Source organism: Arthrobacter burdickii (genome assembly GCF_030433645.1).
Classification (GTDB): Bacteria; Actinomycetota; Actinomycetes; order Actinomycetales; family Micrococcaceae; genus Arthrobacter_D; species Arthrobacter_D burdickii.
Genome location: NZ_JAROCG010000001.1, coordinates 2,500,226 through 2,523,229 on the forward strand (window position 1 = coordinate 2,500,226; position 23,004 = coordinate 2,523,229).

The following is a 23,004-nucleotide window of genomic DNA, read 5'->3' on the forward strand; positions in this document are numbered from 1 at the left end:
GAGTGCATCTTGCCACCCGGTCCCAACAGGGGGACAGTAGCCACGGACAGCAACGAGGCGCAGCCGGACGGGAGTTGATAGATGCGGAATGCATCGACCGGAATTCTTACCGCCTTCTTGGGAGCGGCCCAGCAGGTCGAAGTCGTTCTCGACAGCAAGCCTGTTGCTGATCATTGGGAGGACCAGAGTGCACTCGAGGGCTATACCGTGGCGGGTCTGGCCGGGCACCTGGCACGGGGCGTGCTGACGGTGGAGCGGTACCTCGATGCCCCCGCACCGCCCGACGCAACCGAAGCCACTGATGCCGCGGGCTACATCACTGCAGTGCTGGGTGATCATGATCCGGTCGACAGCGGGTTCCACCGGAGTGTCCGTGCCCGATCCCTGGATACCTCCAGCGCCGGGGCGTCGGCCCTTGCACGGGAGGTCGGACGAGCGAGACTGGCGCTGCAAGAACGTCTTGATGGATCGACCCTGGGTCGACGGGTCGAAGTCCTGCAGGGTGTTGTGATCACGGTCGAGGAATACCTGCGGACGCGCCTGGTGGAACTGGTGGTACACCTCGATGACCTTGCGGTCAGCGTGGGCCAGGAGAACAGCAAAGACTGTCCGCAGGACGCCTATGACGAGGTTGCCATCGTCCTGGTTCAAGTAGCCGCACGTCGGCACGGAGCTCTGTCGGTGATTCGAGGTCTGGCCCGGAGAGAACGCCACCCGGATGCCATCCGCGCATTCTGAGGGGAAACGCGAATACCTGGCGGGTGAGGGTCAATGCCGGCACCGCCGCCAGCGCCGAGAGTGCTGCCGGGGCATCGGGAGAATTCAGTCCTGCCGTCCGCCACTCGGCTTTCCGGGCTTTGAGCTCCAGCCCTGCCGGTGCAGTCGTTCAAATCCGTCCAAGAGCAAGTCGAGAGCGAACTCGAACTCGAACTGATCGTCGCAGCCCTGCCCCACTACCGAGGCGCCGTCATGGGCGCTGGAGGCGGCAATGGCAGCGATGTTGGGGTACAGGTCGGTCATCTGCTGCAGCATCACCGCCTGGGCGGCCGACGGCACCGCACTCTGTCCGGCGGCCGCGGCGGGGTCGTCGAACAGCTCCTGCGTGAAACCCCACATGCGGCCGCCCATGGCATGCATGACGTGGTGGGTGAGATCGACGGAGAGACCACCAGCCAGGAACATGCCGGTGAAGGAATCCCAATAGGCCAACACAGCAGGGGTTCTGGTGGTGCGCGACTCAATGACCTGGCGCGCCCATGGGTGCCGCTGCAACGCGCGGCGTGCTGAGAGCACCCGCTGCCGGACTTCGCTTTTCCAGTCGGATCCTCCCGCTGAAGGGTCGATTTCGGCGATGATGGTTTCCACCATGCCGTCGAGGAGTTCTTCCTTTTTGGAGACGTGCTTGTACAGGGCCATCGGCACTACCTGAAGCTCCTGGGCGAGCCTGCGCATGCTCAGTGAGTCAATGCCGGTCTCGTCGGCCAGGAAGACGGCGGCCTGCAGGACACGGTCCCTGTTGAGGCGGACGCGCCGGTCCACTTCAAGGTTCTGGGTCACGTCCTACACCTTTCCCTTCTCCGTCCGAGCTCATCGACGGGAGTACAGCGTACACTTTACTGCGCTTATCTCAGGTGCAAGCCGCACATGAGCGGTGCGGAGGTGCCGTTGAAAATATGCGGGCCTTCTTCAGGTGTGGTGCGGCGCGGTGCTGCTGATCGGGGATGGGGTACGCCGCGTCGAGCCTGGCCGCGCCCCAGAGGGTCAGTACCAGCACGATCGTGACCGGGACCCGGATGAGGCGTTCGACAACGAGGGGGAAGCGATGTCCATTATCGATCCGATGACCATGAGGTCGCTGGGTCCATACGGAAAGCGGCGACGAAGCCGGACGGGAGCCCACGAGGTTCCTGGTGGGCTCCCGTGCCAGATAGATGACGGCGGTGACCGCGCCTCAGGGTGTTGGGTTGAGCTGCCTTTATCGCACAGCCGCAGCCACGTCGGTCAGGGTTGACTGCGTGGTGAGGATGCTTACCGGGCGGAAGCCCTTGGCGATGAGCCACACCGCCAGGGAGAGCTCCCAGGTGAAGACTGGAAGCGCGACGAGGAGGCCGATGGTGGACGTCTGCTCATAGGCGCCGAACATCACTGCGAGCGCGGAAAGGGAGATCAGCGTCCCGCCGACCAGCCCGAGCACGGCGATCGCGCGGGGCACCAGACCCGATGAATACATCAGGTAGGCCAGGAGCAGCGAAGCGGCACCCAGGGCGAAGTTCGGTCCGAACAGGAATGTCCAGCTGTGCAGGGCCGCCAGTGCGGAGCCGATAGTGGAAAGCGCCGTCAGGTCTGTGTCTGCGACGCCGTCGAATTGCTGTCGAAGTGTGACGATCGACAACAGGCTGAGGATTCCGACGAGAAGAACTGCTGCTTCCAGCACGCGGGCCGCGACGAAGGCAAGAGCGACCCCTTCATTCTGTCGCTTGATGATCGGGTACAGCGTGACAGCGGTGCCGACGGCGGCGATCACCAGAAGCAGCTCGAAGAGCCCGCCCAGAAGGATTGAATTGTCCGCGCCGGCGCCGGTGATGTAATCGGTGCCTTCCAGGATCGGACTGTAGAGGGCTCGCCCGGTGATCGCGCCCACTTCGGTGAGGAGGAAGAACACTCCAGCTACGACGGCGGCAGGTCTGGATAGGTTCATGATGATTCCCTAGGACAGAGGTATACGGCGTACACCTTCTGTCTCGAAGGCTAGGTGTACGGCGTACGCCTGTCAAGGGTGCCACCTGCGGAGGGTCGACGGGCGCGAAGGTGTAACTCGAGGCGGCTGGACAGCGGTCTTCAAAATGTCGGGGCGGATGGCGCCGGCACCGGCGTGAGTGATCGGAGTCGGGGTGGTGTGCGTCGCCGTATCGATCATCGTCGCCACGCTGGCGCTCAACGATCTCCTGAGCCGCCACTCCCGGTCGCGCACTCGTCACTAGTTCAGCGCGTTAGGGCTGCTCGTGGTTAGGGCTGCTCATCGCCCGGTGGAGGATGCTCGACCAACCGGCCATCTTCACGTTCGGTCAGTCGGTGGTCGAGCCGGTGTTGTCGGTAATCCGCTGTGGTGCATCCAGGATGCAGCAAGCCCGGCAACACAAGAACGGCTCTGCGATGGTATTCCCTGGTATGCCGATAAGGATCACACGGGTTGAACTGATCCGTGGCCGCGGCTTCCTCCGGGCCGGCACTTGGAAGGGTGCGAAGCGGTTCTTACCCTTGATCCTGCGGGTGTATTTCTCCGTACCGCGGACACCAGAGGGATCAGGAAAGTGAGGCAACGGTGAGACTTATCCAGATCGGTGCCGTTTGTGGCCTGGCCTGGGCGGCAGGACTCCGCGAGTATATGGGAGAGGTAGCCGGTGCTGAATCGGATGTCACGTGGGTGGGAACCCTGGCGGGCGTCCTCGGCCCCGGTGTGGCGGTGGGTGCGCTGCTGGGTTGGGCAGAACATCTACGGCAAACTGGTGGCCGTCGGGGATGGCGCTGGCTGGCGCTGACGCCGCTGCTGTTCATCGTGGCGCCCCTGGCGATGCCGGGAGCACTGGCAGCGTTGGTCACCACTGGGATCGGCGGCGGGGCGATCATGGTGCCGCTCATCGGGTTGGCGGGCGGCTACGCATTGAGCGGGCGTGGACGCGTCTGGACCCGCGCCGCATGCGGCCTCCTTGCCCTTTCCATCATCCCCTTGTGGGCGGTCATGGCCCCGCTTGCCGGCGGCAGCGCCCTTGCCGTCGGGACACCCCGCGGGGCTTTGGTCGCCCTGCACTTTTATGCGCTGCTCGCGGTGTTGTCCCTCGCGTGTTCCGCGCCCTTCCGGCCCGTGGTCGACGTGGGCCGGTCCCTGGAACCGAAGGCAGCCGATGAACGTCTTTAGACAGTGGCCAGCGACTCGTTGATCAACGCTCGACCCTTGGGACTTCGCCGATACCCAAGCCGCCGCATGCGTGACCCGTGGTAACTTCCATCCCGCGCGAAAGTCGTCTGGCAATCGGGAATACTCGGCCCCTCAACCGCCGAGAAAGCGCACGGACGGCGTGTTGACCAATCGAGATCACCATCCGTCCTGCACTGGGAAGATTCGCGCCGCTCTGAAGGGCCTAGGCGGGCCGCGAAGAGTCGCCAGCACAAGGGCGTGGCAATGTGGCGGTAGGTCATGGTGCTCCCACGGGTCCCGCCACTCCTTTCGAGGTGTTGCTTCGCCAAGCTCGAGCGCGACCGACTGGCCGAGCGAACCATCTCCCGGCCGCCGCATGGCGGCCAGACGTAGTGGGATTGCCGCAGGGGAGTAATTCGCTGCCCTGATTCAGCGGCCGATGAACCCGCATTCATAGGCGAGCAGGACGGCATGAACACGGTCACGGAGACCCAGTTTGGCCAGGATCCGGGTCACGTGGGATTTCACGGTGGCCTCACCCATATACAGCTTCGCGGCGATTTCAGAGTTCGTCAGGCCGAGAGCAATGGCCTCGAAGACATCCAGTTCCCTGTCCGTCAGGACGCGCAGCACCGGCGGGATACCGGCGGGAGCCGGTGGGCGATGCACATAGGCGTCGATCAGGCGCCTTGTGACGGTCGGGGCGAAAATGAGCTCTCCGACGTGGCATGCGCGGATCGCTGCTGCCAGCGTATCCGGAGGGGTGGTTTTGAGCAGGAATCCACTGGCTCCGGCCTGTAGCGCCGCAAAGACATACTCATCAAGGTCGAACATCGTCAGAATCAGCACCTTGGCCTGGGGGCGTGCCGCTGCAACTCGACGCACCCCTTCGATGCCGTCGGTACCGGGCATCTGGATATCCATGAGGACGACGTCGGCAGCTTCGGTTCCTGCCAACCTTGCCGCGCCTTCGCCGTCTGCTGCCTCACCCACGACGTCGATGTCCGGTTCCGCGAGCAGGATGGCTCGAAGCCCGCCCCGGATCAGGGCCTGGTCGTCGGCAACCACGACGCGGATCATGACAGCGTCGCATCCGGGATAGGAAAGTAGGCCGTGACGGTGAAGGACCCGCCGGAGCTGTTGATCGTCAGTGTGCCACCCAGACTGTCCACGCGTTCACGAATGCCGGCCAGACCGAAGCCGGCGCTGTCGGCTGCTGCCACCGGTCGGGGCAGGTCGTTGGTCACGGTGATGACGATGCCGGCTCCATGGTTGCTGACGTTGACTGATGCCCTGGCTCCCGGGGCATGGCGGGCTACGTTGGTGAGAGCTTCCTGGATGGTGCGGTAGATGGTTCGTGACAATCCAGCAGGCACGGCTAAGGGATCGCTGACGAGGTCGACATTCAGGCCGGCTGTACGCATCCGGGTGATTAGTTCCTGGAGGGTTTCCCCCGCAGGGGCCGCCAGTGCCGGGGAACCAATGACACCGGTGTCCAGCACTCGGAACAGCTCGGCAAGTTCCGTCAACGCGTGATCGCCGGCGGACTCCACATTTGCCAAGGCGTTCCTCGCACCCTGCGGATTCCTTTCATGGAGGGTCTGAGCGGCCGACGCCTGCAGGACCATCACACCCACCGCATTGCTGGTGACGTCGTGTAGCTCCCGCGCTATGCGCAGCCGCTCCGAGCGGATGCCTCGGTCTATGTGGTCGTACAGATCCGAGGCCAGGGCGCTGCCTTGAGCCTCGGCGGCGCGGCGATCCCGGTCCCGGGTACGCCATTCTTGTCCTGCCAGGGCGGGCATGAGGAACATGGCAATGGCCAGGGGGACGGCGCCCGGCTGGATGAGGTAGAACCGCCAGATGACGACGGCGCCGAGGAGGGCCAGGCCCATCCAGCCTGCCCACTGCCGGGCGGTCGCGACGGACCACGCCAATACGGTGAAGGTGATCATCGGACCCAGCGTAAAACCGTAGAGGAAGGGCAGTCCGAGGACAGGGCTTATGGCGATGAGCGCTGCGACGGCGAGGCATGCCGCCATGGGGTTGCGCCTTCGGAATGCCAGTGGCAAGGGAAGGAGCGCGGGAAGGATCCACGCCGGCATGTTGCCCGGCGGTGCTCCTGCGAGAACGGCTTCCAGAAGGGACAGAAGACCGACCCCGGCCGCCGTCGCGGCATCTACGAGCCAGGCTTTCTGCCGCTGGTCCTGCTGCGGGGCCGGCGGCGCATCCGGGCTTGTCCTCAGCAGCCCAAGAAGCGACCTCAGTTCCGTGACTGCGGCACGGCCCCGGTCCGAGATGCGTCCGATCAGGACAGGATCCAGGTTCTGGGCCGCGGCGGCAGCATCCTCGTTCATCTGCTCCACCGAAGACCGGATGACGGACAGCGCCTGCCCTCCCAAACGTCCGCGTTCGTCCGCAATGGCCTGTTCGGCCGCAGCGGCGGCATCCACTCCCGCCAATGATGCCGCTGCTGTCCGCGCATGTTCGGCTGCTAATGCGCGTCGGCGAACCACGCGACCAAAGGCAAACGGTCCGCAGAACAGGATGGACCCGAAGATCGCCGTCTCAAAATCCTCAACCGAACTCACCATCGAGCAGTAGAGAAGGACGGCACCCACCAGCAGGCCGCGTGCCAGATTGACGTATCGAGCCAAGAAATAGGACGCAGCAAGGAGGGGGGCCAAGAATGCCGGAGTGTCAGCGTTGGAGTACACCAAGCCGCCCGCCAATTGCAGGGCCGCCACCGCCAGCACGGACAGTATGGTGAACCGGCAGATGAACAGCATCCCTGCGGAGGTCGCGGCGGCCAGAACCAATCCCCAGGGAGCGATCTGAAGGAGCCACACCGCCATCCACGCTCCGCACGTCAGGGCGGCGGTCCATTCGCTTGCCCTGGGCCGAACTAGCCTCATCGTCTGAGCGTAGCCCTTCAGCCCGGCGGTGGCGCCGACCTGAAGGAGGTCAGGGCTCCACCCCGGGTAGGAACGAAAACCTACTTGAGGTGGATGCTGCGGGTGTGCCGCGGACGATGTCCCAGCAGTCTCACCAGAGCAGGCTGGGAGGCAGCAGGCGGACCCACCGCCGTGCAATAAGGAGCTGATCATGAAACTGCTTCCAGTCGCTGCCGTCTCCGCTGCAGCGGCACTGTCCGCCCTCGCATTGTCGGACGCGGCGCTCAATGCGCTCACACCATCCGGAGCGGCACCATGGGATCCTGAAAGTGCATCCGAGCTGATGCTCCGGGCCGTCAACCTACTTCACGGAATCGCGTATCTGCTGCTTGCCGCGGTGCTGATGACGTACCGACGCCAGATCGCCCAGGACAGCAGAGCACTGCCGTGGCTACGGAATATCCTGGCAGGCTGCTACGTAATCCTCGGACTGTTCTTCAGTTTCGCCGGACTGTTCGCACCCCATCTCGACACGGATGCCCCGACATGGATGTTGACGGCGGTCTTCGTACCCTTCCTGGGTTCCTTCATCGTCTCCATCCCACTGGGGCTGCTGCTGCTCAAACATCATCGGATGCAGCTTTCGGGGTGGCTGCTGGCCTCGCCCATCATCGTCCTTCCGCTGACCATCGTGCTTGAGTCGACATCGAGGTGGGCACACCCGGCCTACCTGGAAACCGTGATCAACCTCGGAACTGCGCTTATCAGCGTCGCTGCCACCTCGAGGCGAAGCGCTGACAGCAGCACCCCTGCCCACGCTACTGCCGCCAGGAACGCATAGAAACGGTGCCGCATCAACGACCATCGCTCCCATAACCGACGCAATCGTCCACCGCCCCTGATAACGGGGTTGTGCAGCACCGCCTACATGTAGCAGGGCCTGCTTTCAGCAGGGAAAGTCGCCGACCGAACTCACGCCCAGGCCAAAGAGCAGGGCGTGAGTTTGGTCGGCCCTGGCGGGCTGCTGAGCCAGCTGGCGAAAAATGTCCTCGAGGCCGCGCTTGAGGCAAAGCTGACGGAGCACCTCGTGTACGAGCGCAGGCAGACGCCGAGCGCGGCGAACATGCGCAACGAAACCGGGTGAAGACCGCACTGACCGAAATCGGTCCTGTCAGCAATCGAGGTGCTCGGGACCAGGACGGGTCGCTCGAGCCGGTGATCGTGTCCCAGCGGAAACGATGCCTGGCGATGTCTCGCAACCAATTCTTCGGGTAGGTCCAGGGCTGCAGCTTTGGTGGCTGGAATGGCAGCAGGCCATTCCAGCCAGGTGCGTTGTCCTATCCCGGGACGACTACGTGCCAGAGGTACGTTGTCTACGGGGTTGATTGCGATTCCGGCGGTCTCCAGCGCGTGTGATGAGGAGTGCACCGAGACCACGTCCGATCAATGCCAGTTTTATTGCTCCGGGTTCACTTTCTGCACGGATCTGCGCGACCATGAGCACTACCCCGACCGCTATCAGCAGTGTCGGTACCAGTCTTCTCATCTCAGACCTTTCATATGGTCGTGAACGGGTTGCCGTATCGGCTCAGTTTCATCGAGATGCAGCGAGATGACGGGTGCTGGCCCCATTCGTCCCCAAATAAGGCCTCAATCTTCGCGGGTCCGACGTCGGAGCGGGGGAATCGGCGGCAGGCACGTCACTGAGTTGTTTCATGAACGTGCGGAGGTCGATCATGAGTGTCTTTCTGCCCTGGTGCTGGTGCTGGTGCTCGGGTCAGAGGTGGTTCGCGGGAGGCCTGGTTCGTTGACCTCATCGACCCATTCCAGGTCTCCTGGTTGGCAGTCGAGCACCTTGCACATGGCTTCCAGAGTGCCGAAACGGACCGCCTAAGCTCGTCCGTTTTTCAGGACGGCGACGTTCGCGGGCGTAAGGCTGATCCGGTCGGCGAACTCGCCGACGCTCATTTTTCGCCGGGCAAGTTCCACATCGATGCGTACGCCGATCGGCATCAGATCACCTCGTCAAGCTCGGTGCGGAGCCCGAAGGTCAATAGGGAAGCGGCTGCGATGGCACCGATCATGATGTGGACCAGACGGAAGGCGTCGGTCGAGAACACTGTTCCCCGCCGCACCATCACAAGAATCCTGATTTTCATTGCGTGCCAGTATCCGGAATGTCAGTGGTGGGTCACCTGAACCTACGGCCCTGATCGCGTCGGTTAGCCCAGAGGGCAAAGCGCGGAGGGCCACGGGTTACGCCAGGAAGCAAAGGGTGGAGGTAGCAGGCGTCCCGGTTCCCATGAGGATGCCAATGCTGATGTCTCGGGCGTGAGCGCTTGGACTGGCGGGGATGATGCGGGGTGAGGGTGGCTTACTGATTCAGGAGAGCCGCGGTGGTCAGCACTGTGGCGAACTCTTCGTGGAGGTTGGTGGCGGTTATGACTGAAAGCGTTTCGGCAGGAACCCGGGTGCCGTTCGGAGTGTTTCGGTCGAAGGTGTGCGTGGCGTCGATGGCGAAGTAGGTGTCGTAGCCCAGGTTGCCGGCCATGCGGGCGGTGGTTTCGCAGCAATGGTTGGTTGTGATGCCGCAGATGACGACCTGGGTGATGTCCTGGCTTTGCAGCCAGTGGTGCAGGTCCGGGGTTCCGTAGAAGCTTGAGTTGACGCTTTTGCGTACCAGCAGGTCGGGCTCGCCGGTGAGCATGTCCTTGAAAGCGTGCCCGCGCTGTGAGGGTGAGAGCGGTGAGTCCGGATTCTTGGATTCGTGCTGAACGAAGACCACCGGCCAGTTGTGGTTACGCCATTCCCTCAGGAGCGCAGCGATGTTGTCCTCACACGCAGGATTGTCCCGTTCGCCCCAAAAGGCGGCGTCGTCGAACCCTCGCTGCACGTCGATCACCACAAGGGCGGGCTGACTGAAATGTGGTGGAGGTGTGGCCATAGATGGACGATAACACCCGGGATCTGAGGCGCGAGAGATTCCCAGCCTCCCTAATCGTCGAGCAGCGCCTGCTGCTTTCAGTGATTGCCGAGCAGGATGCCGATTGCTCCCGCCGTGTTGAACGCGCCGTGGAGGAGCGCGCTGCCCAGGTAGTTCTCTGTCTTCTGGAAGTAGTAGCCGATCACCAGGCCGAGTACTGTCGCTACGCCGGCTTGGGCGATCGCGGGACCCAGCGGCTGTCCGAGGAGGATGTTGGGTAGGTGCATGATCCCGAAGGCCAGTGCGGCGACGATGAGCGCCCACGGCACAGGACCTCGGTCGACCCAACGTCGTTTGAGCGGAAGGTGAACACCGACCCTGATGAGCATCTCCTCGGCGAGGCCCACAACGACCCCTTGGAACACGAGCGTCAGCGCGATCGAGAGGACGCCCCCACGAACCCATTCAGGGGCAGCGGCGGAAGCGGTGAGCAGTTCGTCGGCGAGGTTCAGCGTTACCAGAACGACGGCTATCACCACGAACACGGTCGTACCTTGCCGGTGCCAGCCGAGAAGGGAAGGCTGCTCAGGTCCCAGGAAGGGACGCAGGCGTATCCGACACCAGAGCAGCGGGATGAGAAGCATCGGAATGTGCGTGGCGCACGACACGAGGACCCGGAGCGGGGCAACCGGCACCAACCAGATCCCAACAAGAACGCTGACCGTCAGTGCGACGACGTACACCGCGAGCACTTCCAAGAGCGACGGGAACGCCCCCAGTTCGATAGCCGAAGGACTCCCCGGCACCTGCGACGGGTTTAGCGGACGGCTGGTGATCCCCGAACGGCTTCCTGCCGCCCTGGCCGGATCACCGCGATCACCTTCAACGGTTTGCGGGAACGGCCGATCACGCTCAGCCATGAAGCACCCCGTCATAGGCTGCACTGCGCATTCCACTCATTCCACTGATCCCACAGGCCTCATCAGCACTCCCATGAGCTCCACCAGGTGCTCCGCCCAGTGTTCTGTCAGGTCCACCACCCGTCGTGTACTCACCCATGATTGCCCCTCCCGCGGCCGACGTCGTTGCATCAGGTCATGTTCTATTCTCACGATTGAGAAAGTACCAGCAAGTGTATGGCGCGCCGGCCCGCTCAGGTGTATGTTCTCATTTGTAAGAAAGGTCATGTCCCTGCTTCCAGAAAGAGAACAACGACCGATGTTCCGCTCCGACCGCAAAGCCCTTGTGGCGTTCTTCGTCCTTACCTACGTCCTGTCATGGACCATTTGGGCCACGGCCCTGGCCTTCCAGAACGGTCTCCTCGACTGGAGACTGCCGGGGGACCCCCTGTCATACCTGGCGGTCACTGTTGCGGCTCTGACGATCACTGCACTGTCAGCAGGGTCGAAGGGTGTGAAGGATCTTTTCCGGCGGATGATCCTGTGGCGGGTGCACGTCAAGTGGTACCTCGCCGCGCTGCTGATCCCCGGCATCCCCGCCGTGGTCGCGATGGTGACCTACGCCGCGCTCGGTGGCAGCCACGACGTCGGGGCGTTGGTGCCGGCGTCCGCGATCGTGCCGCTGCTGCTCACCCAGACGCTGCTGCATCTGCTCACGGAGGAGCTCGGCTGGCGTGGTTTCGCCCTGCCACGGTTGCGCGCCCGGTTCGGATCGTTGGTCGCGGGGGTGGTGTTGGGGCTGCTCTGGGGGGCATGGCATATTCCAATGTTCTTCGTGGCGGGTACCAGGCAGACGTATCCGTTCCTGGGCTTCGTGGTCCTGATCGTCTCGATCAGCGTGATCATGACGTGGATCTTCGACCGGACTCGGGGCAGCATCCTGATCGCGGCCCTGTTCCACGCCGCGATGAATACCTGGTGGGCTGCCACGAACCTGCTGTGGGGCGCTACCTCACTGTTCTGGATCTTCGTCGTCGCGACCGCCGCGACGGCCGTAGTCGTCGCGCTGGTGCAGCGCCGCGGCCAGGAAGCGACACTGCTGCCGCAGGCAGCAACGTCAGCCGCCAGCGCCTACTGAGAACCACAGCACGATCTCGCCCACAGCACTGCCTTGCCCACTGCGCCGCCTCGCCCGCAGCACTGACCAACCGTCAGCGACGTGCCTGTGTCTGTGCTTCTGGAGAGAATCCCTGGCCCGTATGAATCCGCTGTTGATCGAAAGGAAGATCGCCACATGTCGCGGAAGTTGAGATTGTTCCTCGTTATCTCGTTGGGGTGGGCGGCGCTGGTAGGCGCAGGCCTCTTCGTCACCGGCACGCCACTGGATTCCCTTCCGGGGGTGATCGTCATGGCCGTGCTGTATATGCCCTCTCCCTTCGTTGCCGCGCTGATCGCCGAGCGGGGCATCCGACGGGACCGCTTCAGCTTTCCCCAGGGCGGCATCAGGGGAGTAGTCACCTTCCTGCTCGCACCGGTGGCTGCGATTTTCGCCTTCGTGCTCCTCTACCTGGTTGCTGTTCTCATCGGAGGTGAACTTCTGGGCGTTCCGCTGTTCGGCGGTCTCGCCACCACCCAAGCGGAACTCGTGAAGGGGGCCGCCGGACTGCTCGGGGAAGCCGCGGTGGAGGCTGCCGGCCCGCCACCCCCGGCCATTGTGCTGCTGCTGGCAGGGATGTGGGGTGCCATCGTCGCCGGCTGGACGATCAACGGCCTATTCGCCATGGGGGAGGAGTACGGCTGGCGCGGCCTGATGTGGGACGAGGTCAAGGCGTTGGGCCCGGTTCGGGCGAACCTACTGATCGGTGTTGCCTGGGGGCTGTGGCACGCACCGGTGATCCTGCAGGGCTACAACTACCCCGGCTACCCCGTGGCGGGCATCGTCGCCATGGTGGCGTTCTGCACCGGCATGTCCTTCGTCCTCACCGCGATCCGGGAGCGCACCGGCAGCCTACTGCCGGTCGCCGCAGCCCACGGCATGTTCAACGCATTGGCAGTTATCCTGCTGCTCCTCGCCCCGGGCACCACGTCGGTGATCACCGGCCCGCTGGGCCTTCTTGGGGCTGCCCTGCTCGGGGCCATCGGCGCGTTCATGTGGTTCCGTGCACACGGCCCCGTGACCCGGCATGAAACAGCCGAGGCGGGTCAGGCTCGGCTTCCCCGATAAACCCGGCTCCAGCCCCAGAGTGTGCCTTGTGTTGGTATGACATCACGTGCCTGCGGGGACAGATACGAAGCCTGCTGGTTTTGTGATTATTCATGAATATGCGAATGATGGGGATATGACTCGTTCCAAGAGCACGGCGGATATTGTTCTTCACCCGGTGCGGCTGCGCATCATCCAGGGCCTGCTCGGCGGTCGGCAACTCACCACGGCGCAGCTCGCTGAGGGCCTGCCGGAGGTGACAACCGCGTCGCTCTACCGACACATCGCCACCCTGGCAGGAGCCGGGATCCTTGAGGTGGTAGGGGAGCGCCCGATCCGTGGAGCGGTCGAGCGGACGTACGCCCTCCGCCTCGAGGCCAGTGAGCTTTCGGCCGAGGAGCTCGCGTCAATGACCCCGGAGCAGCACAAACAGGCTTTCACGTCCTTCGTAGCCGGCCTCATGGGAAGCTTCGACCGTTACGTCGACGAAGCGGAAGAGGTCGACCTCGTGCGGGACGGCGTGGGCTACCGGCAGACCGCCCTCTGGCTTTCGGATCAGGAATTGGCCGACCTCCTCGCGACGACTCGCGAAGCACTCTTACGCGCCGCGGGTAACGCTCCGGCAGAAGGTCGACGGCGACGACTGATCGCTACGATCGTCATGCCCTCGTCCTGACCCAGCTACCCTTATCACTATTGACAATGGTCGCAGTTCTAATATCTTTGAGGTAGCCGGAGCGGCCCGGACGGCTTCGATGAGGAGGATCAACGGTGGCACAACTGACGGTCAGCGGGGGAAGGCTGGGGCTACGGTTCGAGTCGGTGGAGAAGGCGCTCGGTCTGGTGCAGGATCTCAGTGTGCCGGTCTCCGCGGTTGTATCCGTTGCCGTCACCGATGCCCCCTTTTCGGTGGCCAAGGGTCTTCGGGCCCCGGGGTTCGCCCTGCCGGGCCGGACCCGCATCGGCACCTGGCGCTCCGCCGGACAACGCACCCTCGTTGCGGCGAAGAAGAATCAGCCGGCGGTCGTGATAGCCCTTCGTGGTGGGAAGTACTCGACCCTTGTCATCGGTACCGGTGCTGCAGCTGAATTGGCCGAGGAGATCCTGGCCGCGGCTCCCGACGCTGTCCTTGCCGAGACCGACGTTTGCGTTCGCTCCGGTGATGTGGTGTTGTCGGGGACACACGTGCGGCCGGCCACCACGGAACCCGTTGCTCAGGTGCTGTTGCTGCCCGGTTCCGGCGAGGTCGACCGGAACGCGGACCACCGCAGGATCCCACTGGGGGTCAGCCGTGATCTGGCACACGCATTCGCGGCCAGGGGGATCGCTTCCCTGCGGTACGACAAGAGGGGAGTGGGACGTTCCACCGGTTCCTACCTGCACGCCGGGATCTCGGACAACACAGCAGACGCCGCGGCGATGCTGGCATGGTTGCAGAAGGCAGCGCATGCTACGGATTTACCGGTGTTCCTTGTCGGTCACAGTGAAGGAGCGATGATCGCGGAGCTTCTCGCCGCCGACCAGAGCCAGCTTGCGGGTGTTGTCCTCCTTGCGGCGCCCGGTACGACCGGAGAGAAGACGATGTCCTGGCAGACGAGACAGCTTGCCCAGGCGCTGCCCCCGTTCGTCGGAGCTGTCATCAAACTGCCGCGCATCGACATCACCAAGCAGCAGCGGAAGTCGGTTGCGAAGCTGCGGACCAGCAGCACCGATACCCTCCGGATGCAGGGAAGGACCATCAACGCCAGGTGGCAGCGCGAACTGCTCGATTTCGATCCTGCGACGGTGCTGCCGCATATCACCGCCCCGGTGCTGGCCATTACCGGCGGCAAGGACCTTCAGGTGAATCCCGATGACCTCGAGATCATCCGCGAGCAGGTTCCCGGGCCCGTCGAGGTCCGGCGACCGGCGAACCTCACGCACCTTCTGCGGTCGGACCCGAAACCCGCCAGCTTCGCCAGCTACAAGAAACTCGTGCGCAAACCCACCGACGCGGACACCATCGACGCCGTCACCGACTGGATCGCAGCGCACGCAAGCACCCGGGTCTGATACCCGAACCGCCCCGCCAGCCCTGAATCCTGCTCAACGGAGATGGCGGGCCTCACAGCGAACCAAGGGAAAGGTCAGAGGAAAGAAGGTCGTCTACCCCGGCGGGCATGAAGGATAGCCCGGCTACGAAGGTCACCATCACGAAAGCGGGGACTCACCGCTCAGTCGACGGGCCAAATAAACAACGCGGTGCCTGGCGCTACATAGCGCTGGCAGTGCACCCTGAAGGATCCGGGGCCTAGTCGGGTAGGTAGGGCTTATAGGGGTCGAGGGTGCCGTCGACGACGGGTACGAGGAGCTCAACCTCTCCCAGGTCGGTCGTCGCGGTGAGAGTTGTTCGTGCTCCAGGTGCGTCCCCGGCGGTCCCTAGCCGGGTGTCGACTGTGTCCAGGGGCAGGCTGCCTTGGGCTGGGATGGTCAGTGTCGTCTCTTCATCGGTATCGCTGATAGTCACGTTCACTGGTTGGTCGCCATCGTTCTCGAAGGTCCCGAGGAGTCGTGCTGGTTCGCCCTCATCGGTAGCCACGAGTAGGACGCTGCGCAGGTCAATGCTGCCGACGCTCTTGTCGTCACCGACGGCCGTTGAATTCCAGTTGTCTTCGCCGCCCGTGGCGCAGCCGGTGACCATCATCGCTCCTGCAAGCAGGAGCATCCCAGGGCGCAGCAACCGGCCTCTGGGACGGGTTGCCGTTCCACTGGTGTCACTGGTGTTTTCGATCAAGGGGGGCCTCCAATGTCGTCGTCTTTTGTTTCCTTCTTCGACCGTAGGCACGCCGGTAGTACAAGCGGAAGCGCTGTTGCGCGACTGCAACCCCATTCCCAGAGGCTGTGCAGGGTTCGTAGGGCAACTGTGCAGGTAAGCGCGAACAGGCTGTGAACCATGAATCGTTGTGCCACCACATGTCAGGCAGATATGGAAGGAGCGTCGGGCGCGTTCACGTTTCTTACTGCGGCGCCTAACGTGGTCAACGGTCGGCACGGACCTGTGTTTTCCTCCGTTGGACTTCGGTGATGATTTGGTGGATGGCGTCGACGACCAGGTCTGGGTGTCGTAGGTGGATGTTGTGGAATCGGTCGCCTGTGCGCGGTGGATATGCCCGGTCGAGGTGTGGGCGAGTTCGGTCTGCCATGCGTCCCACTTGGCTCCGTAGGCAGAGCTGGAGACGACTGCCAGCGGGAGGTTGCCGAGCGGTGGGCTGGTAGGGGTCGAGGGGGTTGCCAGTTCTTCCGCAGCATGGGCAGGTGGGAACGCTTGCGAGTTCGGCGGCAGCGCCGTTCAGGAAACTGCGTGTCACGCTCGATCGCCATGTCCGGGTCTGTTCTGCTGTCAGCCGGGCCTCCAGATGCCGTTGTTCCGGGTAGGCGGGCATGCGCTGCATGGAGAGTATGAGTTGGGTCAGGCCGACAGGACCGCACGCCGGCCTCGGCCGCGGCGCCCGACCATTCCTTCCACCGCGTGTCCGTCAGCATGTCGGCATTAAGGACGGGCTGGAGGTCCGCCCAGGTGCTCAGGCAGGGGCCTTCCCCGAGGGTGTATTGCAGGGTGTCCGCTTCGAGGACTTCCGCGTCGGTTGCGCCGACGCTGGTCCGGTCACCGTCCCGGATGAGGCTTACGCCTGCGCCTTCGGCGTGGTCGACGGCATCCCGTGCACCTTCTGCCAGTCCGTCGACGACGTTGCGGGCAGTTCGTTCGGTGAGGAGGAAGCCTTTGGTCCTGTCGATGATCGCACCGATCTCATCAATGCGGGGTGTGTCACTCACGAGGGGCACCTTTCTGGTTCTTGCAGAGTCAGCACCCATTGAGTGGAAGGCTGTCTGCTCAACCCACGGAAGAACCACGAGAACGGTGTCCTCAGCGTGATGATCCCCGTCATCGAGCGCGTGAAGCCCCGCAAGATCGAGATCGAGATCGTGAGCGATGAGTCCCCGGCTGAGTCCACGGCGGTCGATGCCCATGCGTCCGGTGCCGGACGCCATAAAGCCGTCGAGGCGTAGCGTCGCCCCTTCCCCAATTGCTGGTACCCCCGCAGATGCCGGGGGTACCAGCAGTTGAAGCACCGAAACCTCCTTACGAATACCCGCAGAACCAACAAGGGCTTTCAGTCCTACATGTCAGCGCACGACATCGTCACATTCGTTCACTAGGACGTGCGCCGGACGGTTGCGACCAGCGTGATTCGGTCAGCGTGCTCACCGCAGCGCCAGTCCGACCCGAACCGCTGACCTGAGCCCAGCCTTTGCCAGCTAAGGGGCCGGACCGCGGCGCTAGGACGATTTGCGGGCACGCTTCGTGGAACGGGTTCATCGCCGGCATCCGTGCCAAGGTTGGCGGAGCGAGGCGATGCCAATGCCCGTCCAGGTGCAACGAAGGCAGCAATCGGTCTGCACCCGGCGGGATGCCATGCCAGTCAGAACCGCCCGTTCGATCAAGCATCAACTCAGTGGTGCCGGACCGCGATCATGGTTGGTCCTTCCGGAAACCACCGAACGAGCAACTCCTTCCCGGGATCTCGACTCCCACTCTCGGCACCCTTTTGACCGACTGGCGAACCGCGCGGATCGTTCCTGTCAGCGGCACTTCCCGCCTGTGCCGGGGCCCCGAGGGCCGCTGACACCAGGAGCTGGCTACTGCTGCTGCACCCGGAGAAGGAACTTTTCCGTCCGTTCGCGCATTTCGCCCACCTGGCGTTGGACGACGAGGGTGGGATCCGGGTGGATCTCGTTAGCGGGCGGCTCCCGCCGCACGTTGGAGGAGCAGATGAAGTCGGCGCAGATGAGCGTCCCCACGGTATTGCCGTCACGACCGGACTGCCCGGCACGACGCGCGACCCACAGGAGGACGTCCTCTTTCGAGAACACGTCGCGGCAGAGCTCGCAGAGGACCGCGCGGTTCTTGCGGGCGTCACCCTCGGGTGCCCTCAGGAGGATGCCGGACAACCCCTGCGTGGTCGGTACTACGAGGTACCCACGCAGGGGCATCTTCTCGTCCCGCCAGCCCAGGAAATCGAGGCTGTCCCAGTCGAGGGATTCGAGGTTTGTGGGCGGGGTGAGTTTCGCCGCCTCAGAGCGGGTGGCGTTGATGAAGGACGAACGGATGTCCTTGAGAGAGATCGGATGCATGAAAAAGTGCCTTAGCAGTTGAAGGATCGAAGGTGATCAGGCTCTGCCGGCTCATGGCGTGCGGAGGTATGGGTGTCGGATGCGACGTCGCCCAGACGCACGTGCGGCGTCGGGCTGGGTGCTTCAGCTAAAGGGAGATACCTGCGACACGCTGGAAGGCCGGCCGGGGCCCGGTCGCACAGCAGGCCCTAGCGGCCACCCCGCTCACCATGGCAGTCCCGTACCCGGAGGTCCGCAGCATGCTCATACTTCCTTGTTCCTCGACGCTTCGTGCACGCCCATCCTTTCAGCACACGACACGACTACGCAAAGCGGACCTATCACCGCCGCCGAACGAAGATCCGTGCCGGCCCAGGGGGTGCAGCGTGTAGTCACACGCGTCCTTGGCGGTATGTGCAGAAACGGCCCGTTGTGCACCACTCATTTGCGACGTCGTGAACGAATCACTGGTCCTGCCCTGTCGAGAATATGAAAGGTCGGGCCTGCTGGGTCTGAAGAGCAGTGTCTAAAGGTGCGGGGGTCCCCCACAGGTGGACGACTTGGAGCTCTACCCTTTGGGCTCCACCCGCCCACAGGTGACTGACCTGAGCTCCCTCCGGTTCGTCTTCCGGCGCCCGCGGGGGGAGTTGTACGCTCACGGCATGAGCAAACTCGTGGTTTCGGTCCTCACCTCGCTCGACGGCTACTTCCAGGGCCCTAATGGCGACCTCGGTGTCATGCCCTTCCAGGACGCCTTCAACACGCACAATCTCGAGCTGCTCAGCACGGCCGGGACCCTCGCCTATGGCAGTACCTGGTTCACCGAGAACTGGGATTTCTGGTCCAAGGTTGCAGCGGATTCGTCTGCGAACACAAGGGAACGCGACATCGCGCACTTCGTCACCGCGCTGCCGAAGCTCGTCATCAGCGATTCGATGGCAGCGGATCCGGACGCACCGTGGGCGCCAACGACCCGGGTTGTTCATAGGGCTGCGGCGCCGGCGGAGCTCGCCCGGCTCAAAGAGCGCAGCGACGGTGATGTGGTGATGTTCGGCAGCGCGACAACCTGGAATCCCTTGCTCGAGCTGGGGCTCGTCGACGAACTCATCGTCCTGGTCGGTCCTGCCCTCCTCGGAGCAGGAAACAAGCTCTTTACGGGCTCCCGTGCCGGCCTGCACCTGACCGAGGCAAGCATTCTGCCGGGGTCGGAGCTCGTGAAGCTCCGCTACCTCACCACGGACTAGCGACCCTTTTGATTAGGAGTTCGTGAGGCTCTCGCTGATAGCGGATGCTTGCTGATGGCGGTACAGCGTCGCCCGGCTCCATCCCACGAGGCGAGCTGCTTCCTCCGCGGTCCGTCCCTTAGCGCGCGCATCGGCGGCGAGGGCAGTCTTGTCCGCGATGACTTTTGGGCTGACGAGAGTGAAGCCACCGGCGAGACCATCCAGCACCGTCGGAGCGATCGAGACCAGACTCGTACCCGAGGGCCCTTCATGATCAGGAGGATACGAGGATCCGGCTCATCCGTTGGTTGCTCACCTCGAGCTTGCGCTGCAACTCGCGGGTTACTACGGTCCATTGATGCAGGACGGGTGTATTTGTGTGGACTCAAAGCGGGTAGCTGACTCCGGTCAGTACTTCTGATGTTGCCCATAGTCGGGTGGCGGTAAGCGGGTCCGAAGCGCTCTTCGTTCGACCGACGAGTCTAGGTGGTCCGGCCATCTCCCGCCGGTTGCCCGGTCCTGCATAGCTGCCGCCGGGGATCGGTTCGGTCGCGGCAAACAATGTTGGGGCGGCCCCGGAAACGGAGTCCTGGGCGAAGAAGTGGTTGGCGAACCAGGCCGCGGTGTCGAGCCCGACGTGCTGGGAGCTGGAGCCGAGGTTGGTTGCGGTCATGCCGGGGTGTGCCGCTGTTGCGATGACCCTTGACCCTGATCTTTCCAGGTGTCGTTGCAGCTCGAAGGTGAAGAGCAGGTTCGCGAGTTTCGATTGACTGTAGGCGGCTCCGCGGCGGTAGCGCCGCGTTGCCCAGTTGAGGTCCTCGAAGTCGATCAGTCCCGTCCGGTGCGCATTGCTCGCCACGGTAACTACGCGTCCGGTGATGCGGGGTAGGAGCAGGTTCGTGAGGGCGAAGTGTCCGAGGTGATTGGTACCGAATTGGAGCTCGAAGCCATCCCGGGTGTGCCCGAAGGGTGGTGTGAGGACTCCTGCGTTGTTGATGAGAAGGTGAATGTCTCCCTGCCAGCCTGCCGCGAATTCCCGCACGGAGGATAGATCGGCCAGGTCCAGCGAACGGAGCTCGGTCGATCCGCCGATGCTGGCGGCAGCTGTCTGTCCCTTTGTCTCGTCGCGCACAGCGAGGACGACGTGTGCATCATGCGCGGCGAATGCGCGCGCGGTTTCGAGGCCGATTCCGCTGTTGGCGCCTGTGATGATGATGGTCTTGCCTGCCAGGTTCGGCAGGCGGGCACTGGTCCACTCATGGTGAGTAGCTGGTGATGCGGTCATGGTCGGTCCTCGCAGATTCAAATACAGGGCGGAGGTGAGTGGGGAATCCGGAGGTGCCGGCTCTATCCCACCGGTGAGATCTGCTCCTGGGTGTAGCTGCGCAGAGTCTCGGCGATGGCTTGGTCGATCGGGGTGGCACTGATGCCAAGCCGTTGCGTGATTTTGCTGCTGTCGACGATGAACGGTTCCTCGAACTGGTACTGCATCTCGAGGAGTTCGCGCACGGTGGGATTGATGAACCCGAGAGCCCGGAGCAGCAACGACGGCATGGGTCGGAGTTTGGTGCGGTTCTGGCCGGCCTGCCGGTAGATGATGTCGGTGAGTTGCCGCGTGGTCCGGGTGTGGGGGTCGTTGGGCAGGTGCCAGACTTCTCCGGGTGCGTCCGCGTGTTCGCCAAGGACCGCCAAGGCCTCGCCGATGTCGGGAATGTAGGTGTAGGTGTGCGGCTGGTCGGCATTGCCGAACACAGTCGCAGTCTTACCGTGTTGCGCCGCAGGAAATACCCGGTCACCGAGATTTGATTGAGCGCCACCGCGGGGGCCGAAATAGTCGGAGGCGCGGCCGATCGCTACCTCGACGCGGCCGGCCCGATGGGCCCTGAGCAGTTCCTGGGCCATGTGTGCCCGGAGCTGCCCTTTTCTGGTGTGGGCGGCGTCCCCGCGATCCTCGGTGAGTGGGCGTCCTGCGGGACGACCGTACATGTAGACGTTTTCCATGCTGACCAGACGCGCACCGGTACTTTCGGCAGCTGAGAGCACGCCGGCCTGCAGCGCCGGAAACTGTTCACTCCAATGCGAGTAGGGAGGGTTCAGGGTCTGATAGACGACGGAGGCGCCTCGCGCGGCGTCGGCGGCGAAGTCGGCTTTTCCGGCGTCCCCGCCCAGAACTTCGATGTCGTGGGGGACAGGGGCGTGGCCTGAGCGGTTGATAAGCCTCACCGTCCGCCCGCGACGTCTCAGTGCGTCAGCGGTGGCCAGACCAATCGCTCCAGTACCGAAGACGACGTGCAGCCCGGTGTTCACGCCGTCGCCGCTTTCACGGGTAGCACCGGATGGGTTCCGGGCTCGTGCTGGGAGGGAAGGATCTGGTGGAGCAGGAGGCCGGAGAGTGCCGTGACGACGAGAGCACCGCTTGCACCGAAGACGATGAACTGCGCGTCGACTCCTACCAGGATGAGGGTGGAGACGCTCCAGCCGAGTGCCCAAAGGACGGGCATGGCGGCTGCCCACATCCAGCGCCGTTGGGCCCTGCGGGGTAGGGCCACGGCCTGTGTGGTGCCAAGGACGAGGCCATTGATGGCCCCCATCAGGACCAGGTCGGCCAGCGAGGTTCGGTAGCTGACCGCGGTGGCGCCGAGGAACAGTCCTAAGCTCATGCCGGTGGCGGTCGCGGGTATCCACGTAACTGCCTGCAGCCGGTGTGTGCTGGTCAGTGCCTGCCCGAAGCCGATGATGAGTCCGACGATCGCGCCGCCGGCCAGGGCCGCGGCGGGATTATCGATGCGACCGATGATGGCGCTCCCTGCGAATCCGGCCAGCGGAAGAACAATAAATCCGGCGGTCCACAGCAGCCAACTGCGTAGGGAAGGGGGTGCGGGTGAGTCGATCGTTTTCATGGGAATCAGTTCCTCGTGTCAGCCGGGATTGGTCGGCTTTTTGTCGGTACGGGCAGGGAGGGCGCTTCGGTGGAACGGTCGTCGGAGCTGCTCCTTGTCGGGTCCTGGCGCATCAGGAGGCTGATACCGAGAGCGGCTACCCAGAGCCCCCATCCGGTGCTGCCGAGAAGCCCAGCCAGGTCCCAGACGGGGAATCCGGGGAGGGCGGTGGCAAGGATGTCGCCCTGATTGAGCAGGTAGATCGCGCTGACGACGATGCCAGCGACGCCGAGCCAGCGCGAAAGGACTCCGGTGCGCAAGATAATCACGCTAAGAGCTATTGACCATCCGATGACCAGGAGCTGGCCCAGGTGTTCACCCAGCAGGGCACCGCCGAACTGGTGCTGGGCGGTCCATGCCGCGTCCACCGCTGCCTGTGTCGGGGCGTCACCGGTGACGTAGGACTCCGTCAGCGGGGGAACGACGAAAACCCAGCGCAGAAACCCGATCAGGGACAGCAGTACCGAGGTGGCTCCCGCATAGGTGGCTACCCGCAGGACCTGGCTCGAGCGCATTCCCAGTACCGCGGGCAGCAGAAGTACAGGGAGGGCAAGGAGCCCGTAGGTCCAGGCGGTGGCGAACCAGAGCCAGACCAACCCAGACCCGCCGGCGGCGAAGGCAGGCAGGACGACACTGGCCGGTTCCCGCAGGATGTCAGGCCAGTCGAAGCTGATGGAGAGCGCTGTGGCGGCTGCGGCGAAGGTGAGTGCGCTGATCAGGAACAACGTTGCAGTGACCCACCGCAGATTCCTGCTGCTGCTGGTGGTTGTCATGGCCTGACGCTTTCTTGAGTGGTAATCTGTACGGCGTACAAATCGTGTACCCCGTACAGAGTTAAGTCAAGAGTAGGAAGGGT

General features: G+C 63.8%; 23 protein-coding genes and 2 pseudogenes. 10 read left to right on the forward strand and 15 right to left on the reverse strand.

Annotated features, from left to right (window positions below; translation table 11 throughout):
- Positions 1-81: 81 nt before the first annotated feature.
- Positions 82-738, forward strand: a complete 657-nt coding sequence (locus tag P5G52_RS11735; RefSeq protein WP_301227565.1) for a maleylpyruvate isomerase N-terminal domain-containing protein — start codon at positions 82-84, stop codon at positions 736-738.
- Between the two features lie 84 nt (positions 739-822).
- Here P5G52_RS11735 and P5G52_RS11740 read toward each other — a convergent pair whose 3' ends face one another.
- The gene (locus P5G52_RS11740; protein WP_301227567.1) at positions 823-1,557 is read right to left on the reverse strand and encodes a TetR/AcrR family transcriptional regulator C-terminal domain-containing protein; all 735 of its coding nucleotides are present in this window, start codon (positions 1,555-1,557) and stop codon (positions 823-825) included.
- Positions 1,558-1,975: 418 nt separating this feature from the next.
- Positions 1,976-2,662 carry a DUF4386 domain-containing protein gene (locus P5G52_RS11745; protein WP_301227568.1) on the reverse strand — a complete coding sequence of 229 codons (687 nt, stop codon included), beginning with the start codon at positions 2,660-2,662 and terminating at the stop codon, positions 1,976-1,978.
- A 723-nt stretch (positions 2,663-3,385) separates the two neighbouring features.
- Here P5G52_RS11745 and P5G52_RS11750 point away from each other — a divergent pair.
- Positions 3,386-3,916: a hypothetical protein gene (locus tag P5G52_RS11750; RefSeq protein ID WP_301227570.1), complete on the forward strand. Its 531-nt coding sequence runs from the start codon at positions 3,386-3,388 to the stop codon at positions 3,914-3,916.
- 429 nt (positions 3,917-4,345) lie between these two features.
- Here P5G52_RS11750 and P5G52_RS11755 read toward each other — a convergent pair whose 3' ends face one another.
- Complete coding sequence (locus tag P5G52_RS11755; protein WP_301227572.1) at positions 4,346-4,996, reverse strand: response regulator transcription factor; 651 nt, start codon at positions 4,994-4,996, stop codon at positions 4,346-4,348.
- Positions 4,993-6,771, reverse strand: coding sequence for a sensor histidine kinase (locus P5G52_RS11760; protein WP_301227574.1), 1,779 nt, complete (start codon positions 6,769-6,771; stop codon positions 4,993-4,995). The genes P5G52_RS11755 and P5G52_RS11760 overlap by 4 nt, the downstream gene beginning before the upstream one ends.
- Positions 6,772-7,021: 250 nt before the next feature.
- Here P5G52_RS11760 and P5G52_RS11765 point away from each other — a divergent pair, with 250 nt between their 5' ends.
- On the forward strand, positions 7,022-7,651 hold the full coding sequence (locus P5G52_RS11765) for a hypothetical protein (protein ID WP_301227575.1): 630 nt from the start codon (positions 7,022-7,024) through the stop codon (positions 7,649-7,651).
- 99 nt (positions 7,652-7,750) lie between these two features.
- Positions 7,751-8,055 (forward strand): annotated as a pseudogene (locus tag P5G52_RS18370) (transposase); the annotation flags it as partial.
- Positions 8,056-8,544: 489 nt separating this feature from the next.
- On the opposite strand, the pseudogene P5G52_RS11775 reads toward P5G52_RS18370, so the two are convergent.
- The 4 genes and pseudogenes from P5G52_RS11775 to P5G52_RS11790 all read right to left on the reverse strand — a co-directional run bounded on the left by P5G52_RS11775 (position 8,545) and on the right by P5G52_RS11790 (position 10,653).
- Positions 8,545-8,823 (reverse strand): annotated as a pseudogene (locus tag P5G52_RS11775) (helix-turn-helix domain-containing protein).
- Positions 8,823-8,969: a hypothetical protein gene (locus tag P5G52_RS11780; RefSeq protein ID WP_301227579.1), complete on the reverse strand. Its 147-nt coding sequence runs from the start codon at positions 8,967-8,969 to the stop codon at positions 8,823-8,825. The pseudogene P5G52_RS11775 and the gene P5G52_RS11780 overlap by 1 nt, the downstream one beginning before the upstream one ends.
- Before the next feature lie 215 nt (positions 8,970-9,184).
- Positions 9,185-9,754, reverse strand: a complete 570-nt coding sequence (locus tag P5G52_RS11785; protein WP_301227581.1) for a cysteine hydrolase family protein — start codon at positions 9,752-9,754, stop codon at positions 9,185-9,187.
- A gap of 77 nt (positions 9,755-9,831) precedes the next feature.
- Complete coding sequence (locus tag P5G52_RS11790; protein WP_301227583.1) at positions 9,832-10,653, reverse strand: CPBP family intramembrane glutamic endopeptidase; 822 nt, start codon at positions 10,651-10,653, stop codon at positions 9,832-9,834.
- A gap of 298 nt (positions 10,654-10,951) precedes the next feature.
- On the opposite strand from P5G52_RS11790, the gene P5G52_RS11795 reads away from it, so the two are divergent.
- The 4 genes from P5G52_RS11795 (at position 10,952) to P5G52_RS11810 (ending at position 14,887) form a co-directional block, all read left to right on the forward strand.
- On the forward strand, positions 10,952-11,770 hold the full coding sequence (locus tag P5G52_RS11795; RefSeq protein WP_301227585.1) for a CPBP family intramembrane glutamic endopeptidase: 819 nt from the start codon (positions 10,952-10,954) through the stop codon (positions 11,768-11,770).
- Positions 11,771-11,926: 156 nt separating this feature from the next.
- Entirely contained in the window at positions 11,927-12,856 is a 930-nt protein-coding gene (locus tag P5G52_RS11800) for a CPBP family intramembrane glutamic endopeptidase (RefSeq protein ID WP_301227587.1), read from the forward strand.
- A 115-nt stretch (positions 12,857-12,971) separates the two neighbouring features.
- The gene (locus tag P5G52_RS11805; protein ID WP_301227589.1) at positions 12,972-13,511 is read left to right on the forward strand and encodes a helix-turn-helix domain-containing protein; all 540 of its coding nucleotides are present in this window, start codon (positions 12,972-12,974) and stop codon (positions 13,509-13,511) included.
- A 95-nt stretch (positions 13,512-13,606) separates the two neighbouring features.
- Entirely contained in the window at positions 13,607-14,887 is a 1,281-nt protein-coding gene (locus P5G52_RS11810) for an alpha/beta hydrolase (RefSeq protein WP_301227591.1), read from the forward strand.
- Positions 14,888-15,125: 238 nt separating this feature from the next.
- On the opposite strand, the gene P5G52_RS11815 is transcribed toward P5G52_RS11810, so the two are convergent.
- Positions 15,126-15,518: a hypothetical protein gene (locus P5G52_RS11815; RefSeq protein WP_301227593.1), complete on the reverse strand. Its 393-nt coding sequence runs from the start codon at positions 15,516-15,518 to the stop codon at positions 15,126-15,128.
- 1,172 nt (positions 15,519-16,690) lie between these two features.
- Between P5G52_RS11815 and P5G52_RS11820 the strand changes: the two genes are divergently transcribed.
- Complete coding sequence (locus P5G52_RS11820; RefSeq protein WP_301227595.1) at positions 16,691-16,882, forward strand: Hsp20/alpha crystallin family protein; 192 nt, start codon at positions 16,691-16,693, stop codon at positions 16,880-16,882.
- Positions 16,883-17,512: 630 nt separating this feature from the next.
- Here the strand turns inward: P5G52_RS11820 and P5G52_RS11825 are convergent.
- Positions 17,513-18,007 carry an FBP domain-containing protein gene (locus P5G52_RS11825; RefSeq protein WP_301227597.1) on the reverse strand — a complete coding sequence of 165 codons (495 nt, stop codon included), beginning with the start codon at positions 18,005-18,007 and terminating at the stop codon, positions 17,513-17,515.
- Between the two features lie 641 nt (positions 18,008-18,648).
- Between P5G52_RS11825 and P5G52_RS11830 the strand changes: the two genes are divergently transcribed.
- The gene (locus P5G52_RS11830; protein WP_301227599.1) at positions 18,649-19,230 is read left to right on the forward strand and encodes a dihydrofolate reductase family protein; all 582 of its coding nucleotides are present in this window, start codon (positions 18,649-18,651) and stop codon (positions 19,228-19,230) included.
- Between the two features lie 12 nt (positions 19,231-19,242).
- On the opposite strand, the gene P5G52_RS11835 is transcribed toward P5G52_RS11830, so the two are convergent.
- The 5 genes from P5G52_RS11835 to P5G52_RS11855 all read right to left on the reverse strand — a co-directional run bounded on the left by P5G52_RS11835 (position 19,243) and on the right by P5G52_RS11855 (position 22,921).
- Positions 19,243-19,437 carry a hypothetical protein gene (locus tag P5G52_RS11835; protein ID WP_435868672.1) on the reverse strand — a complete coding sequence of 65 codons (195 nt, stop codon included), beginning with the start codon at positions 19,435-19,437 and terminating at the stop codon, positions 19,243-19,245.
- A gap of 157 nt (positions 19,438-19,594) precedes the next feature.
- A complete protein-coding gene (locus P5G52_RS11840; protein WP_301227601.1) occupies positions 19,595-20,494 on the reverse strand; it encodes an oxidoreductase in 900 nt (299 codons plus the stop codon).
- A 62-nt stretch (positions 20,495-20,556) separates the two neighbouring features.
- A complete protein-coding gene (locus P5G52_RS11845) occupies positions 20,557-21,516 on the reverse strand; it encodes an NAD-dependent epimerase/dehydratase family protein (protein WP_301227603.1) in 960 nt (319 codons plus the stop codon).
- On the reverse strand, positions 21,513-22,109 hold the full coding sequence (locus P5G52_RS11850; protein WP_301227605.1) for a hypothetical protein: 597 nt from the start codon (positions 22,107-22,109) through the stop codon (positions 21,513-21,515). Before P5G52_RS11850 ends, P5G52_RS11845 begins: the two co-directional genes overlap by 4 nt.
- Positions 22,110-22,114: 5 nt before the next feature.
- The gene (locus tag P5G52_RS11855; protein ID WP_301227607.1) at positions 22,115-22,921 is read right to left on the reverse strand and encodes a DUF4386 domain-containing protein; all 807 of its coding nucleotides are present in this window, start codon (positions 22,919-22,921) and stop codon (positions 22,115-22,117) included.
- Between the last annotated feature and the right edge of the window lie 83 nt (positions 22,922-23,004).